Here is a 15,694-nt window from a genome sequence, read left to right as displayed (position 1 = left end):
TTATACTGCGCCTGTTTATGCACAACTTAATCTGTGACGCCCATGCAAAAGAAATCGATTTACGTTGCCTATACCGGCGGTACCATTGGTATGCAGCGCTCAGAACAGGGTTATATCCCTGTTTCTGGTCATCTCCAGCGCCAGCTGGCATTGATGCCTGAATTCCACCGCCCTGAGATGCCAGACTTCACCATCCATGAATACGATCCGCTGATGGATTCTTCTGATATGACGCCGGAAGACTGGCAGCATATTGCGGAAGACATTAAATCGCACTATGACGATTACGATGGCTTTGTCATTCTGCACGGTACAGACACCATGGCGTTTACCGCTTCGGCGCTCTCTTTCATGCTGGAGAATCTCGGCAAACCGGTCATTGTGACAGGGTCACAAATTCCGCTGGCAGAATTACGCTCCGATGGACAAATTAATTTGCTGAATGCGCTCTACGTTGCAGCGAATTATCCGATCAACGAAGTGACCCTGTTCTTCAATAATCGACTGTTTCGCGGCAACCGTACCACCAAAGCGCACGCTGATGGTTTTGACGCCTTTGCCTCACCCAATCTTGCCCCATTACTGGAAGCCGGGATCCATATCCGTCGACTGGGAACACCACCAGCGCCCCACGGTACGGGCGAGTTGATTGTTCACCCTATCACGCCCCAACCGATTGGCGTGGTCACCATTTATCCTGGGATCTCTGCCGATGTGGTACGCAACTTCTTGCGCCAGCCGGTTAAAGCGTTAATTTTGCGCTCTTACGGCGTGGGCAATGCGCCACAAAATAAAGAGTTTCTGCAAGAGCTAGAAGATGCCAGCTCACGCGGCATCGTGGTGGTTAACCTTACGCAGTGTATGTCTGGCAAGGTGAACATGGGCGGTTATGCGACGGGGAACGCGCTGGCGCATGCTGGCGTTATCGGCGGGGCGGATATGACGGTCGAAGCAACCCTCACCAAACTGCACTATTTGCTGAGTCAGGGGCTGGATACGCAGAGCATTCGTCAAGCAATGTCGCAAAATCTGCGTGGCGAGCTCACCCCAGACGAATAAAGGAGTCTATGCCATGGCCCGAACCTTACTGTTGGTCGATTTACAAAATGACTTTTGTGCTGGCGGCGCCCTCGCCGTCCCGCAAGGTGACAGCACAATCGATATTGCCAACCGCATGATCGACTGGTGTGCATCACGCGGTGACAGCGTCGTCGCCAGTCTGGACTGGCATCCAGCTAATCATGGTAGTTTTGCCAGCCAGCACCAGGTCGCGCCTTACAGTCAGGGGCAACTGGATGACCTGCCGCAGACGTTCTGGCCCGATCATTGTGTGCAAAACAGCGAAGGGGCCGCCCTGCATCCTCTGCTGAACCAGCGCGCGATAGCGCAAACGTTCACTAAGGGCGAAAACCCGCTGGTCGACAGTTATAGTGCGTTTTTTGATAATGGTCGTCGTCAGGCAACCGCACTGAACGCATGGCTGCTCGAACATCGCGTTGCCGAGCTTGTTATCATGGGTCTGGCTACCGATTATTGCGTCAAATTTACCGTTCTGGATGCGCTCGATCTGGGCTACGCCGTCAGCGTCATCATCGACGGTTGTCGTGGCGTCAATATTCACCCACAGGACAGCGCAAACGCTTTTATGGAAATGTCGGCGGCGGGTGCGACTTTGTATACGCTGGCAGATTGGGAAGAAACCCAAGGTTAAAATAAAGGGTGCCCATATATAATGGGCACCTTAGTTATACTTTAACGAATTCCATAATAATCATAAATACGCCCTGTAAATATGACAAAGCACCTCTTCCCACAGCAAGAAAAGCCAAGACTTTCCACAATAGTAAACCTTGATACCGTATAGTGCTTGCGGTGATAGCCCACAAAGAAAGCGGTGTATAAATTAGAATAACCGATGTAAATGCGATTAATACCACCAACCCAGTGTCAGCCGACATCGTGCCATGCTCTAACTGATAAGTGAGGGTATAAAAAGACCCAGCTAATAACGCGCCAGGCAGAACTCCCGTTATCCAGTAAGTGAACCCCAGCGGATAATCTCCTTTTAACCATGAAACAATACATTTCCAGGCAGACATTTTTTAACTCATCTATTGATTATTTTCTGATAATGAAGTTGTTTATTACGTTGTTCAATAGATAAATTTTCAAATAAGAATAATGCCTATATTGATATGAATAATGAATAAATTAACCAAACAAATTACTTAATAACCTATTTTTGAAATTTCTCTCGCTTCAGTTCTCTTCCTCCACACAATCGTCCCTACGTGAACCATCTCGCAGATTTAACGTAGCGGCAATGCTATGGTCCAATGGTTGTTTTTTCGCCACGCCATTTCCGTGGCGTGTTTACTTGTTTAAATGTCAAAGAGGAACACCGATGAAACTATTGCCTTTGTTGGCAGCATTCCCCCTGCTCTGCGCCAGCGTTGTTTCCGCCAATTCACTGATGTCAGTTGGTTACTTTAATGGTGGCGGCGATGTCACTGCCGGTCCTGGTGGCGATATCAATAAACTGGATGTGCGCCAGATAACCCACCTCAACTATTCGTTTGGTCTGATCTACAACAACGAAAAAGACGAAACCAATGCCGCCTTAAAAGACGCAAGCAAGCTGCATCAGATTTGGCTTTCAGAGAAGGTGCAGGCTGATTTGCAGAAAATCCCGGAACTGCGTAAGCAGAACCCGAATCTGAAAGTTCTGCTTTCTGTTGGGGGCTGGGGTGCGCGTGGATTCTCAGGCGCGGCGGCGACGAAAGAAACACGTGCAGTATTCATTCAGTCTGTGCAGGAGATCATTGAGAAATACGGTCTGGATGGCATCGACCTCGACTGGGAATATCCGGTCAATGGCGCCTGGGGACTGGTCGAAAGCCAACCAACCGACCGCGCTAACTTTACCGCGCTGTTAAAAGAGCTGCGGGCAGCATTGGGGCACAAAAAGCTACTGACCATTGCCGTGGGCGCGAATGCGGAAAGTCCGAAAAGTTGGGTGGATGTGAAAGCCATTGCGCCATCACTCGACTATATCAATCTGATGACCTATGACATGGCCTACGGCACTCAATATTTCAACTCAAACCTGTATGATTCGACGAAATGGCCGACGGTCGCCGCCGCTGATAAGTACAGTGCGGACTTTGTGGTTAATAACTATCTCGCCGCCGGGTTAAAGCCGAGCCAGATGAATCTGGGTATTGGTTTTTATGGACGCGTGCCAAAACGCGCTGTTGAACCGGGAATTGACTGGAGCAAGCCTGACGCGCAGAAGAATCCTGCCACCCAACCCTATTTCGAAGCAGCACAAATTGCGTTGTTCAAATCACTGGGCGTCGATCTGAGCAAAGATACCTATGTGAAGTACAACGATATCGTGGCGAAGCTGATCAACGATCCGCAGAAGCGCTTTAGCCAGCATTGGGATGATGAGGCGAAAGTACCGTGGCTGTCGGTACAGTCAGCAGACGGGAAAACGCTCTTTGCCCTCTCCTATGAAAACCCGCGCTCGGTGGCGATCAAAGCCGACTATATCAAGAGTAAGGGGCTGGGAGGCGCTATGTTCTGGGAATACGGTGCGGATGACAACAATCAACTGGCTAAGCAGTTGGCTGATTCATTAGGCATCAAACACTGATCCCAACGCCTGACACAATAGGTTATGATTACCGAATTCCGCTGCGCCAGCCTTTGGCGCAGCTCTTCATTTTCTATTGGAGGCATGAGCTTTTATGGCTTTTATCCCTAAAAATTACGCCCGTCTGGAAGTTGGTTACCGGGAAAAAGCGCTTAAGCTCTTCCCCTGGGTCTGCGGACGTTGTTCCCGTGAGTTTGTCTATTCAAATTTGCGCGAGTTGACGGTACACCATATCGATCACGATCACTCCAATAACCCGGAAGATGGTAGCAACTGGGAAATGTTGTGCTTGTATTGCCACGATCACGAACATTCCAAATATACAGAAGCGGATCAGTATGGCTCAACGGTGGTTGCCGGCGAAGATGCGCAGAAGGCTGTCGGCGAAGCTAAATATAATCCATTTGCCGATCTGAAGGCGATGATGAACAAAAAATAACAGCGACAGCGGGCCCGACATCGTGACTGCCGGGCCAGGATTCTCAGGATTTGAACGTTGCAATAGGTTCGGGCGTAATACCAAATTCGACTTTTAGCTGCTGCTTGCTCTTCATCACCATCTCACCGTTGGTATCAATCGTCATATGCTGCGCATCAACGTTGTTGCGCGCCTGCCATAACATCACCAGCTGTAAGCTGTTCTCTTTTTGTTCCGCCGTTAGCGCCACGCCATCCGGCCATTTTCCGAGTTCAACGGCGGTAGATAAGCGCTGATAAACTTCCGGCGTCATGCTGTTGATCATCTCATCAAGATTCATGTTAAATCCACTCTCCGTAGAATAATTTGCTGAATCGTTTCTTTAACCCTTAATTTGTTCACCGTTTTCGCCATCGGTAAAGTTCAAAGAGGCTGAGTTAACGCAGTAGCGCTCACCGGTAGGTTTTGGGCCATCCGGGAAGACGTGTCCCAGGTGCGCATCACAGTTCCCACAGCGGATTTCAATGCGCTGCATACCATGCGAGGTATCTTTTATGTAACGGATAGCCTCTTCGCTCACAGGCTCGTAAAAGCTGGGCCAGCCGCAGCCAGAGTCATATTTTGTCTCGGAACGAAATAGCGGTTTATCGCAGATCAAACAGTGGTAGATGCCGTCACGCTTGTTATGCAGCAAACGCCCGGTAAATGGCGGTTCTGTCCCGTGATTTTGCGTCACGTAGAACTGCATTTCTGTTAAATTTTTTTTCAGTTCTTCTGGAGAAGGTTGATTAGCCATTTGCTCACATCTCGCTTTATCTAAACTCACATCACGAGACAGATTCTAACAAAACATTAACACCGGAGTGCGAACTTTTGTTCTAAACTTGATCCTTGCGAAATGGCAGCCTGCAATTCGTGATCATAATCACGTTTTTATCTTGATTGCCCTTTAAAATTCGGGCCGCCGACCCCATGTGGTTTCAAGCCCAAAGGAAGAGTGAGGCGAGTCAGTTGCGCAAAGCTTAGGCAGCAGATTGATTTGTCGCAATGATTGACACGATTCCGCTTGACGCTGCGTAAGGTTTTTGTAATTTTACAGGCAACCTTTTATTCACTAACAAATAGCTGGTGGAATATATGACTATCAAAGTAGGTATCAACGGTTTTGGCCGTATCGGTCGCATTGTTTTCCGTGCTGCTCAAGAACGCTCTGACATCGAGATCGTTGCAATCAACGACCTGTTAGACGCTGACTACATGGCTTACATGCTGAAATATGACTCCACTCACGGCCGTTTCAACGGTACCGTTGAAGTGAAAGACGGTCATCTGATCGTAAACGGTAAAAAAATCCGTGTTACCGCTGAACGTGATCCGGCTAACCTGAAATGGGACGAAGTTGGTGTTGACGTAGTAGCTGAAGCTACTGGCCTGTTCCTGACAGATGAAACCGCTCGTAAGCACATCACTGCTGGCGCGAAAAAAGTGGTTCTGACTGGTCCGTCCAAAGATAACACTCCGATGTTTGTTAAAGGCGCTAACTTTGACAAATACGAAGGTCAGGACATCGTTTCTAACGCTTCCTGCACCACTAACTGCCTGGCTCCGCTGGCTAAAGTTATCAACGACAACTTCGGCATCATCGAAGGTCTGATGACTACTGTTCACGCGACCACCGCTACTCAGAAAACCGTTGATGGCCCGTCTCACAAAGACTGGCGCGGCGGCCGCGGCGCATCCCAGAACATCATCCCGTCCTCTACCGGTGCTGCTAAAGCTGTAGGTAAAGTACTGCCAGAACTGAACGGCAAACTGACTGGTATGGCGTTCCGCGTTCCTACCCCGAACGTATCCGTTGTTGACCTGACCGTTCGTCTGGAAAAAGCTGCTTCTTACGAAGAAATTAAGAAAGCAATCAAAGCTGCTTCCGAAGGCCCGATGAAAGGCGTTCTGGGTTACACCGAAGACGACGTAGTATCTACCGATTTCAACGGTGAAGTTTGCACTTCCGTGTTCGATGCTAAAGCAGGTATCGCACTGAACGACAACTTCGTGAAACTGGTATCCTGGTACGACAACGAAACCGGCTACTCCAACAAAGTTCTGGATCTGATTGCTCACATCTCCAAATAAGTTGAGATGAAACAGTAATCTGTAAGAGCGACTACGGTCGCTCTTTTTTTTGCCTGAAGAAAGGATTGCGTAATGATTAATAAAATTTTTGCACTTCCGGTAGTCGAACAAATTGCCCCGGTCCTCTCCCGCCGTCAGCTTGATGAGCTTGAGGTCATTGTTGTCGATCACCCGCAGGTTAAAGCCTCTTTTGCGCTGCAGGGCGCACATCTTCTTTCCTGGAAACCAAACGGTGAAGAAGAAGTCCTGTGGTTAAGTAACAATACGCCGTTTAAAACCGGTGTTGCGCTGCGTGGCGGCGTACCGATTTGCTGGCCGTGGTTTGGCCCTGCCGCTCAGCCTGGCCTACCGTCTCATGGTTTTGCCCGTAACCTGCCATGGACGCTGAAAGCGCATAACGAAGACGAGAACGGTGTAGTTCTGACGTTCGAACTGCAAAGTAGCGCTGAAACGCGTCAGCTTTGGCCGCACGAGTTCTGTCTGCTGGCCCGTTTCAAAGTGGGCGCCACCTGCGAGATGGAGCTGGAAGCGCACGGTGAGTTTGAAACTACCTCCGCGCTGCATACCTATTTCAATGTGGGTAATATTGCGGCAGTGAAGGTCAGCGGTCTTGGCGATCGTCTGATCGATAAAGTGAATGATGCCAAAGAAGACGTACTGGCTGATGGTATCCAGACCTTCCCGGACCGTACCGATCGTGTCTATCTGAATCCGGAAGCATGCAGCGTCATTCATGATGATGCGCTGAATCGCAATATTGACGTAATCCACCACCACCATCTGAATGTCGTGGGCTGGAACCCAGGCCCGGCGCTGTCTGTCAGCATGGGCGACATGCCGGATGACGGCTACAAAACGTTTGTTTGCGTAGAAACGGCTTACGCCACGGCACCGCAGAAAACCACCGAAGAAAAACCGTCTCGTCTGGCACAAACGATTCGTGTTGCTAAACGCTAAGATCGTGTTAGTTGCCTGATAGTGTTTGCGCCGTCAGGCAACTCAGCACGCCATGCGGCAAATCAGGCCATATCCAGCGCCGTTTTACCTTTTGGCGCCGGATATGCCTTATCTAACTGCTTCAGCTCATCGGCAGAGAGCCTTATCTCCAGTGCCGCGGCGTTCTGTTCGACATGCGCCACGTTTGCGGCTTTTGGAATGGCCATCACCCCCGGAAGACGAATAACCCATGCCAGCAAAATCTGCGCAGCGCTGGCATTGTGGGCGCGCGCAATGTCATTGACCACTGGGTTAGAAAGCAAGTTCCCCCGGAGCCGCCCTGCCTGAGCCAGCGGACTGTAGGCCATAACCGGCATCTGCTGTTGCTGGCACCATGGCAGTAAATCATATTCAATGCCGCGCGATGCTAAATGATAGAGCACCTGATTAGTTGCACACTGCCGTCCACCCGCAACCTGCCATAATGCCTGCATATCATCGTAATCGAGATTAGAGACGCCCCAGCGGCGGATTTTCCCCTGCGCGATGAGTATTTCCATAGCGTCGACGGTGTCAGCAAATGAAAAGTCTCCCGTCCAGTGCAACAAATAGAGGTCCAGATAATCAGTTTTCAGACGACGCAGACTGGCTTCGCAGGCGGCGATCGCTTTCTGACCCGCGGCATTCCATGGGTAAACCTTCGAAACTAAAAAAGCGCTATCACGCCGACCGGCCAGCGCCTCGCCAACAACCTCTTCCGCTGCACCATCTGCGTACATTTCGGCTGTATCAATCAATCGCAGGCCAAGATCCAGCCCAGCCCGTAACGCGGCGACTTCATCCCGACGTCGGGCTGAATCCTCGCCCATATACCATGTCCCCTGCCCAATAGCAGGCAGCGATACCTGCTCCGTAAACATCACCTGTTTTGCTGTCATCGCACCCTCCTGTGTTAATGCACCACAGTAAAGCAAAACAACAGACATGTGTCCTGTTATGGTGCACAAATTGCACCATCATAGTTTGGCGTGTCGCCCGTTAATGCGATTAAAGTAAAAAGCCCAGGCTCTGATGCAGTCCCGGGCCGAAATAACGAATAATTATAGCTGTACAGCGCTTATTTCAACCGACCTAAATATTTACCTTCTTTCATGGCGTTAATTTTTCCATTTTTATAGACGATGACGGAAATCAAGCCCGCACTGTAGGATTGTGCATCCGCATTGTTTTCATCGTTTGCCGCAGGGCTGCCATTAATATATGCAATACCATCAGCACCACGTTTAAAGTCCACGCCCAGTTTATTCACATGCACGGGTGTGGTTTTGCTGGCGTGCACCGGGGCATTAGCATCGCTGACCTGAGTTTTGTGTTCATGCTGTAATTGCTGACGATATGCTTCGCTGATAGCATAAGCAGGCGCAGCAGATAAAGCCACCAGCGCAGCGATAATAATTAATTTCTTCATGAGTTAAACCTTAGTATTTATCGTGTTTGTGGTGATGGTCGGAATGGGTACCATCAGAGCTATACAAATTTTGCGCGTTTTCCAGGGCCTGTTTTTCAGCCGCGGCATTGATTGTCGCCTGACGGTTTTGTTCGGCGATGTAGCAGGCATCGCGGCTGATCCCTTTGCTTTCGCATGCACTCATGCGTGAAGCCTCGCTGGTGCATCCAGCCAGGATCCCGCCCATCACAGCTATCATGATTAACTTTTTCATTATTTATACCAGGTTTTACTCAAGATATCCTCGTGGCATATTTAAGGCCTTACCACGAGAGTTGCTATCACTACTTTTAAAGTTTAATGAATATCGGCAATAGGATATTTAATGTCAATTTTAATTTTTTCAGACAAATACCTAAAGGATGTAAAATAAAAACAAATGATTAATTTTTATTTTTTCCACCTGAAAGTTAACATTCAAAATAAGCCCAAATAGTTATCAGTTATCTTTATGCCACTTGAGAATAAATACCCCGCGCATCGCGATACAACAAACCCTGTATTATCAATAAATTATGAAGCCAGAAAACGACAGCCCAGAACAATAAATCATTAAGGCATGGCGATATTACCTCATGCAAAAAAACAATAGCTATCAGGCTAATCAAATGAGAGGTTTATTTTTAGTAACGGCAAAAGAAATACCAGGTTAAATAATCGTTGCGGCCAGGCGAAACATAAAACCACTATAAAAATGCAATCTCATGTTTTAGATCAATATTCATCCCCGCAAAACATAAAAAAGCCTGCATGTCTGCAGGCTTGTGTTTGACACGCAGTAGCATCAGAACTTGTAGGTCACACCTACCGAGAAGATGCCAGACCAGGACTTATCGACCATCGGGCTATCCTTCACTTCATCACTCAAACGCACATAACGGCCAGTGCCGTATACGTTCCAGTTGCCAAGGAAGTTATAGCTCGCGGTCAACTCCAGGTATGGATCCCATCCATCGTCAGCGCTGTAGCTTTTCAGACCACTGCGGCGAGACTCGTGATTGGACACGCCATAATAATAGTCGTTGTAGTTTTCGCTGCTGTACTGCACACCGATACCCGGCGTCAAAGTCAGCGCACCGTTAGTGTAACGGTAGAGCCATGCCAGATCCCAGATAAAGCCGTTGCTGTTATCCAGGGTATCACCCGCCAGAGCGGTACGCAGGAAACCATACTGGGTGTTATGTACATACGAGAGGCCAGCCATCAGGCTGCTTTTACGCTTGTCGAGTTGGCGCAAAGCATGGCTGTCGCTGTCACCCGGCTTGAAGTGGGTCGGATCATAGTATGCCATGATGGAGAGCTTATCTGCCGCGTCATTCCACAGATAGTAGCCGCCACCCAGACCGTGGAACCAGACGTTATCGCCTTCATAGGTGACAACCGGAACGGGATAAACATCGCGGTCATACTGTTTGTACGGGCTGTTAATCACGCCGACACCTGCACCAACAGTCCACTGGCTTTCCGCCTGTGCGGTGCTAACTGCGGTTGCGGCAAGGACGCCAAGTGCCAGAAGTTTGAGTTTGGTCACAATCCATAATTCCTTATTCAAATGTGTAGCGGTCAAAGTGTAATCGCCAATACGCTTCAGCCCAACTATTTTACGTATTAGTCCAGGAATGTAACCCCCTAATTTCTCAATGAGTGATGACATTTTGCTTGCAGGACAGTGAACACTGCATGAAATCTGCCCCATTTCTTTACATAAGGTGTGCTTTTTTTGCTGATGAGTTATTGATATGCCGTTGAAATTCATTTGCGCATCCATGCAAGTTTTGCAAATGCCATCTACGCTTAATTTTAGAAGGTGTATCACCGAATACGTTGATCTCCTGACCATCAAAATGGCATGAGAGTTGCTTATTTCTTCAGCAGCGACGTCGTTCAGTTTACCTCTTCAGGGGCCTCTACTATTCATATGAACGGCTCTTAACATGTGCTAAAAAACGAAAGGACGGCATACCATGAATATATTCGATCACTATCGCCAGCGTTATGAAGCTGCCAAGGACGAAGAGTTCACGCTGCAGGAGTTTCTTACCACTTGTCGGCAAGATCGCAGTGCTTATGCCAACGCGGCAGAGCGGCTATTAATGGCTATTGGTGAACCTGTCATGGTTGACACTGCCCACGAACCTCGTCTTTCTCGACTCTTTTCGAATCGGGTAATTGCACGCTATCCCGCTTTCGAAGAGTTTTACGGCATGGAAGACGCCATTGAGCAGATTGTTTCTTATTTGAAACATGCAGCTCAAGGTCTGGAAGAGAAGAAACAGATTCTGTATCTGTTGGGGCCTGTGGGAGGGGGGAAATCATCTCTCGCTGAACGACTCAAGTCGCTGATGCAGAGAGTTCCGATTTATGTCCTGAGCGCCAATGGCGAACGTAGCCCGGTTAACGATCATCCGTTGTGCTTGTTTAATCCACAGGAAGACGCGCAGATCCTGGAAAAAGAGTATGGGATCCCGCGTCGCTATCTCGGGACGATCATGTCGCCATGGGCGGCGAAACGTCTGCACGAGTTTGGCGGGGACATCACGAAATTCCGCGTCGTCAAAGTCTGGCCGTCTATTCTGGAGCAGATCGCTATCGCCAAAACGGAACCTGGTGATGAAAACAACCAGGATATCTCTGCGCTGGTCGGGAAAGTGGATATTCGTAAACTCGAACACCATGCTCAGAACGATCCTGATGCCTACGGTTACTCGGGTGCGTTGTGCCGCGCTAACCAGGGGATTATGGAGTTCGTAGAGATGTTTAAAGCACCGATTAAAGTGCTGCATCCTCTGCTGACCGCCACCCAGGAAGGAAACTACAACGGGACAGAAGGTATCTCTGCCCTGCCGTTTAACGGAATTATTCTTGCCCACTCGAACGAGTCCGAATGGGTGACGTTCCGCAATAACAAAAACAATGAGGCGTTCCTTGACCGTGTTTACATTGTCAAAGTGCCTTATTGCTTGCGGATCTCCGAAGAGATCAAAATCTACGAGAAATTGCTTAACCACAGTGAGCTGACCCATGCGCCTTGCGCACCAGGCACGCTGGAGACGCTCTCTCGCTTCACCATTCTTTCTCGCCTGAAAGAACCTGAGAACTCGAGCATTTACTCGAAGATGCGCGTTTACGATGGCGAAAGTCTGAAAGATACCGATCCAAAAGCGAAATCCTATCAGGAGTATCGGGATTACGCCGGGGTCGATGAGGGTATGAACGGTCTGTCCACGCGTTTCGCGTTTAAGATCCTCTCTCGCGTCTTTAACTTTGATCATGCCGAAGTCGCGGCAAACCCGGTGCATCTGTTCTACGTCCTGGAACAACAAATCGAGCGTGAGCAGTTCCCGCAGGAAATGGCAGAACGTTATCTTGAGTTCCTGAAAGGCTATCTGATCCCTAAATATGCTGAATTTATTGGCAAAGAGATTCAGACGGCTTATCTCGAATCCTATTCCGAATACGGACAGAACATATTCGACCGTTATGTCACCTACGCGGATTTCTGGATTCAGGATCAGGAGTATCGTGACCCGGATACCGGTCAACTGTTCGATCGCGAGTCGCTGAACGCAGAGCTGGAGAAAATTGAGAAGCCAGCTGGTATCAGTAACCCGAAAGACTTCCGTAACGAGATCGTCAACTTTGTTCTGCGCGCCAGAGCGAATAACAGCGGTCGCAATCCAAACTGGACCAGTTACGAAAAACTGCGCACGGTGATTGAGAAGAAAATGTTCTCTAATACCGAGGAGCTGCTGCCGGTTATTTCGTTCAACGCCAAAACCTCGACTGACGAGCAGAAAAAGCACGACGATTTTGTCGACCGTATGATGGAAAAAGGCTACACGCGTAAGCAGGTACGTTTACTGTGCGAATGGTATTTGCGCGTACGTAAATCGTCTTAAGAGCATAAATGGCCCGGACAATTTATCCGTTTACCGGGCCAATATTTCTTCTGTACGCGAAATCATTCAAGAGGTATCAAGGCGGCAAATGAGTGAATTCCCAGGAGCGTACATAAGTACGTGACTGGGTGAGCGAATGCAGCCAACGCGGAGACAACTTGAAGGATGAAGCGTAAGTTGGCAAATGCAGTACGGGGGGCTTATGACCTGGTTTATTGACCGGCGTCTTAACGGCAAAAACAAGAGCACGGTAAACCGCCAGCGCTTCTTACGCCGTTATAAATCGCAAATTAAACAGTCGATCTCCGAGGCCATTAACAAGCGTTCGGTGACTGATGTGGATAGCGGCGAATCTGTCTCTATTCCTACCGATGATATTAGCGAACCGATGTTCCATCAGGGGCGCGGTGGTCTGCGCCATCGCGTGCATCCGGGTAACGACCATTTTGTGCAGAATGACCGTATTGAACGTCCACAGGGCGGAGGCGGCGGTTCGGGAAGCGGACAAGGCCAGGCGAGTCAGGATGGCGAGGGTCAGGATGAATTCGTCTTCCAGATTTCTAAAGATGAATATCTCGATCTGCTTTTCGAAGATTTAGCTCTGCCAAATCTTAAACAGAATCAGCAGCGTCAGCTAACGGAGTACAAAACGCACCGGGCTGGTTTTACCTCTAACGGTGTGCCAGCCAACATCAGCGTGGTGCGCTCCCTGCAAAATTCACTGGCGCGCCGCACGGCAATGACGGCAGGTAAGCGTCGCGAACTGCATGCGCTCGAAGCGGATCTGGAGACCATCACAAAAAGTGAACCCGCTCAGTTGTTGGAAGAAGAACGGTTACGCAAAGAAATTGCCGAACTACGGGCAAAAATCGAACGTGTGCCATTTATCGACACCTTTGACTTACGCTACAAGAATTATGAAAAACGGCCCGATCCTTCCAGTCAGGCGGTGATGTTCTGTCTGATGGATGTCTCCGGTTCGATGGATCAGTCGACAAAAGATATGGCAAAGCGTTTTTATATTCTGCTGTATCTGTTCTTAAGCCGCACCTATAAGAACGTGGAAGTGGTTTATATTCGCCACCACACCCAGGCGAAAGAGGTAGATGAGCATGAGTTCTTCTACTCTCAGGAAACCGGGGGAACCATTGTCTCCAGCGCGCTGAAGTTAATGGATGAAGTGGTGAAAGAGCGCTACGACCCTGCCCAGTGGAATATCTATGCCGCACAGGCGTCGGATGGTGATAACTGGGCGGATGACTCACCGTTGTGTCATGAGATTCTGGCGAAAAAACTGCTGCCGGTAGTGCGATATTACAGCTATATCGAAATTACCCGCCGCGCGCACCAGACTTTGTGGCGTGAATACGAACATCTGCAATCAACCTTTGAAAACTTTGCGATGCAGCATATCCGCGATCAGGATGACATTTATCCGGTATTCCGCGAACTGTTTCATAAGCAAAGTACCACCAGCAATAATTAAGCGACCACTTTCAGCCGAGGCTTCGGCTTCGGCTGATTACATTACCCTGTATCATGATCGTGACATTTTGCAATGGTTTATCCCGCCGCTTCGTTAGAGCGAATGTGGAGCATGTGGTAAAATCGCATCTCTAACCTATGGGCTGTAATTCATTATGAAGTTGCATCATAAAGCGCTCAGGCTCTTTATCTCAGTCAGCGTTATTGTTTTGACATCTTCTTTTTTGGTTTATGAACTCATTGCCAGCGATAAGGCAATGAATGCCTATATGCGCTATATCAATGAGAAAGCCGACTCCTCCTTTCTCTATGATAAGTACACCAATCAGAGTATTGCAGCCCATCTGATGCGCACCTTTTCATCCCCTAAGGAACCCGCATCGGTCGAACAACAAAAAGCGTTCTGCGATGCTTTCGATAGCGTTAACGGTACACATGGGCTCAATCTCACAACGCATAATTACCTGCCATTACACGGTACGCTGCAGACCACCTCAACCAAATGTAGCGGGCAACTCGAAGACGTATTCCTGCTACCCTCTTTTGACCGGGCGGTGAACGTCAATCGCCTGCAAAAAGATTACGGTCAGGGATTAGGAACGCTGGAGTATAAATTTCGCTACTACGTCGATCTCAAGAATAACTACGTCTATTTTTATAATCTGATCGACTCACGGAAATTTGCGATACACAACTGGACATTTTTGCAAAAAGGCTCGCTGGGCATCGATCAGAATGATATTGACGGTATTTTCACGGGTCGCACGGTGATTTCCAGCATTTATGAGGATAACCTGACCGAGAAAAAGGTGATGAGCTTTTTAACCCCGGTCTACTATGCCGGTAAGCTAAAAGGCGTGGTGATGGTGGATATCAACAAAGAAAATTTAAAGAATATTTTCTATACCAGCGATCGTCCTCTGGTCTGGCGCTATCTTAACGTGACGCTCTCTGATATCAGCTCAGGTAAAGAGATCCACGTTCACCAAAGTGAGACCAATCTATTCCGCTACGTTCACTACGAGAAGGACATCCCTGGTGGCATACGCGTCACCTTATCTCTTGATTTTATGTACTTTATCGTCTCATCGTGGAAAATATTCGTCTTCTATCTCCTGGCAACGATACTGCTGCTGAATATGGTCAGAACTCATTTTCGCTTGTATCACAACGTCACACGGGAAAATATCAGCGATGCGATGACCGGACTCTATAACCGTAAAATTTTGACGCCGATGCTCGAACAACGTTTGCAGCAGTTGGTCAACACGGGAACCCTCGTGACCTTTATCGCCATTGATTGCGATAAGCTAAAAGTTATTAATGACACATTGGGGCATAAGGAAGGCGATCGCATTATCACCCTTCTGGCCAAGGCCATTCAGAGCTCTATTCGAAAAAGCGACTATGCCATCCGCCTTGGCGGGGATGAATTTTGCATCATCCTTATCGATCATCCCAGTGAATTAACGCACAGCATGCTGGAACGGATTCGCTACAACTTACAAATTATTGCGCAAGATATATCAATCAGCTTCTCTGTCGGGATTTATAATATGCAGCCAAACGACACCATTGATGATGCTTACAAAGCATCGGATGCGCAACTCTATCTGAACAAACAGAAAAAACGCGCCGATGCGTAATCATTTTTCAGC

General features: G+C 48.6%; 16 protein-coding genes. 9 read left to right on the top strand and 7 right to left on the bottom strand.

What is annotated here, in order from left to right; genetic code table 11:
- Positions 1-42 precede the first annotated feature (42 nt).
- Both ansA and pncA read left to right on the top strand, forming a co-directional pair.
- Complete coding sequence (gene ansA, locus FDX14_RS12480; protein ID WP_042308891.1) at positions 43-1,059, top strand: asparaginase; 1,017 nt, start codon at positions 43-45, stop codon at positions 1,057-1,059.
- A gap of 13 nt (positions 1,060-1,072) precedes the next feature.
- Entirely contained in the window at positions 1,073-1,711 is a 639-nt protein-coding gene (gene pncA, locus FDX14_RS12475) for a bifunctional nicotinamidase/pyrazinamidase (protein WP_137349624.1), read from the top strand.
- Between the two features lie 34 nt (positions 1,712-1,745).
- Here the strand turns inward: pncA and FDX14_RS12470 are convergent, their stop codons facing one another.
- Positions 1,746-2,099, bottom strand: coding sequence for a hypothetical protein (locus FDX14_RS12470; protein WP_042308893.1), 354 nt, complete (start codon positions 2,097-2,099; stop codon positions 1,746-1,748).
- A gap of 305 nt (positions 2,100-2,404) precedes the next feature.
- Between FDX14_RS12470 and chiD the strand changes: the two genes are divergently transcribed.
- Together chiD and yajD are read left to right on the top strand one after the other, a co-directional pair.
- Complete coding sequence (chiD, locus tag FDX14_RS12465; RefSeq protein WP_042308894.1) at positions 2,405-3,658, top strand: chitinase ChiD; 1,254 nt, start codon at positions 2,405-2,407, stop codon at positions 3,656-3,658.
- 94 nt (positions 3,659-3,752) lie between these two features.
- On the top strand, positions 3,753-4,097 hold the full coding sequence (yajD, locus tag FDX14_RS12460) for an HNH nuclease YajD (RefSeq protein WP_003832478.1): 345 nt from the start codon (positions 3,753-3,755) through the stop codon (positions 4,095-4,097).
- A gap of 43 nt (positions 4,098-4,140) precedes the next feature.
- On the opposite strand, the gene FDX14_RS12455 is transcribed toward yajD, so the two are convergent.
- Together FDX14_RS12455 and msrB are read right to left on the bottom strand one after the other, a co-directional pair.
- Positions 4,141-4,416 (bottom strand): YeaC family protein, encoded by a 276-nt coding sequence (locus FDX14_RS12455; RefSeq protein WP_079224512.1) that lies wholly within the window; start codon positions 4,414-4,416, stop codon positions 4,141-4,143.
- A gap of 42 nt (positions 4,417-4,458) precedes the next feature.
- Complete coding sequence (gene msrB, locus FDX14_RS12450) at positions 4,459-4,872, bottom strand: peptide-methionine (R)-S-oxide reductase MsrB (protein ID WP_006684886.1); 414 nt, start codon at positions 4,870-4,872, stop codon at positions 4,459-4,461.
- A 341-nt stretch (positions 4,873-5,213) separates the two neighbouring features.
- On the opposite strand from msrB, the gene gapA reads away from it, so the two are divergent.
- Positions 5,214-6,209 carry a glyceraldehyde-3-phosphate dehydrogenase gene (gene gapA / locus FDX14_RS12445; protein ID WP_003030697.1) on the top strand — a complete coding sequence of 332 codons (996 nt, stop codon included), beginning with the start codon at positions 5,214-5,216 and terminating at the stop codon, positions 6,207-6,209.
- A gap of 72 nt (positions 6,210-6,281) precedes the next feature.
- Positions 6,282-7,166, top strand: a complete 885-nt coding sequence (locus FDX14_RS12440; protein WP_137349623.1) for a D-hexose-6-phosphate mutarotase — start codon at positions 6,282-6,284, stop codon at positions 7,164-7,166.
- A 62-nt stretch (positions 7,167-7,228) separates the two neighbouring features.
- Here the strand turns inward: FDX14_RS12440 and FDX14_RS12435 are convergent, their stop codons facing one another.
- The 4 genes from FDX14_RS12435 to FDX14_RS12420 form a co-directional block, all read right to left on the bottom strand.
- Positions 7,229-8,083 (bottom strand): aldo/keto reductase, encoded by an 855-nt coding sequence (locus FDX14_RS12435; RefSeq protein WP_137349622.1) that lies wholly within the window; start codon positions 8,081-8,083, stop codon positions 7,229-7,231.
- A gap of 179 nt (positions 8,084-8,262) precedes the next feature.
- Positions 8,263-8,613, bottom strand: coding sequence for a hypothetical protein (locus tag FDX14_RS12430; RefSeq protein ID WP_137349621.1), 351 nt, complete (start codon positions 8,611-8,613; stop codon positions 8,263-8,265).
- Positions 8,614-8,623: 10 nt separating this feature from the next.
- Entirely contained in the window at positions 8,624-8,866 is a 243-nt protein-coding gene (locus tag FDX14_RS12425) for a hypothetical protein (RefSeq protein ID WP_048214371.1), read from the bottom strand.
- Between the two features lie 570 nt (positions 8,867-9,436).
- Positions 9,437-10,183, bottom strand: coding sequence for a MipA/OmpV family protein (locus FDX14_RS12420; protein WP_042308904.1), 747 nt, complete (start codon positions 10,181-10,183; stop codon positions 9,437-9,439).
- Between the two features lie 433 nt (positions 10,184-10,616).
- On the opposite strand from FDX14_RS12420, the gene yeaG reads away from it, so the two are divergent.
- From yeaG to dgcJ, 3 genes are all read left to right on the top strand, one after another.
- A complete protein-coding gene (gene yeaG / locus FDX14_RS12415; protein WP_042308906.1) occupies positions 10,617-12,551 on the top strand; it encodes a protein kinase YeaG in 1,935 nt (644 codons plus the stop codon).
- A gap of 202 nt (positions 12,552-12,753) precedes the next feature.
- Positions 12,754-14,037, top strand: a complete 1,284-nt coding sequence (locus FDX14_RS12410; RefSeq protein ID WP_042308907.1) for a YeaH/YhbH family protein — start codon at positions 12,754-12,756, stop codon at positions 14,035-14,037.
- Positions 14,038-14,191: 154 nt separating this feature from the next.
- A complete protein-coding gene (gene dgcJ / locus FDX14_RS12405) occupies positions 14,192-15,682 on the top strand; it encodes a diguanylate cyclase DgcJ (RefSeq protein ID WP_042308909.1) in 1,491 nt (496 codons plus the stop codon).
- The last annotated feature ends 12 nt before the right edge of the window (positions 15,683-15,694 follow it).

This window comes from Citrobacter sp. wls710, from assembly GCF_005281115.1.
GTDB lineage: Bacteria > Pseudomonadota > Gammaproteobacteria > Enterobacterales > Enterobacteriaceae > Citrobacter > Citrobacter werkmanii.
The sequence above is the reverse complement of the archived record's forward strand: the minus strand, read 5'-3'. Positions and strand labels throughout refer to the sequence as shown.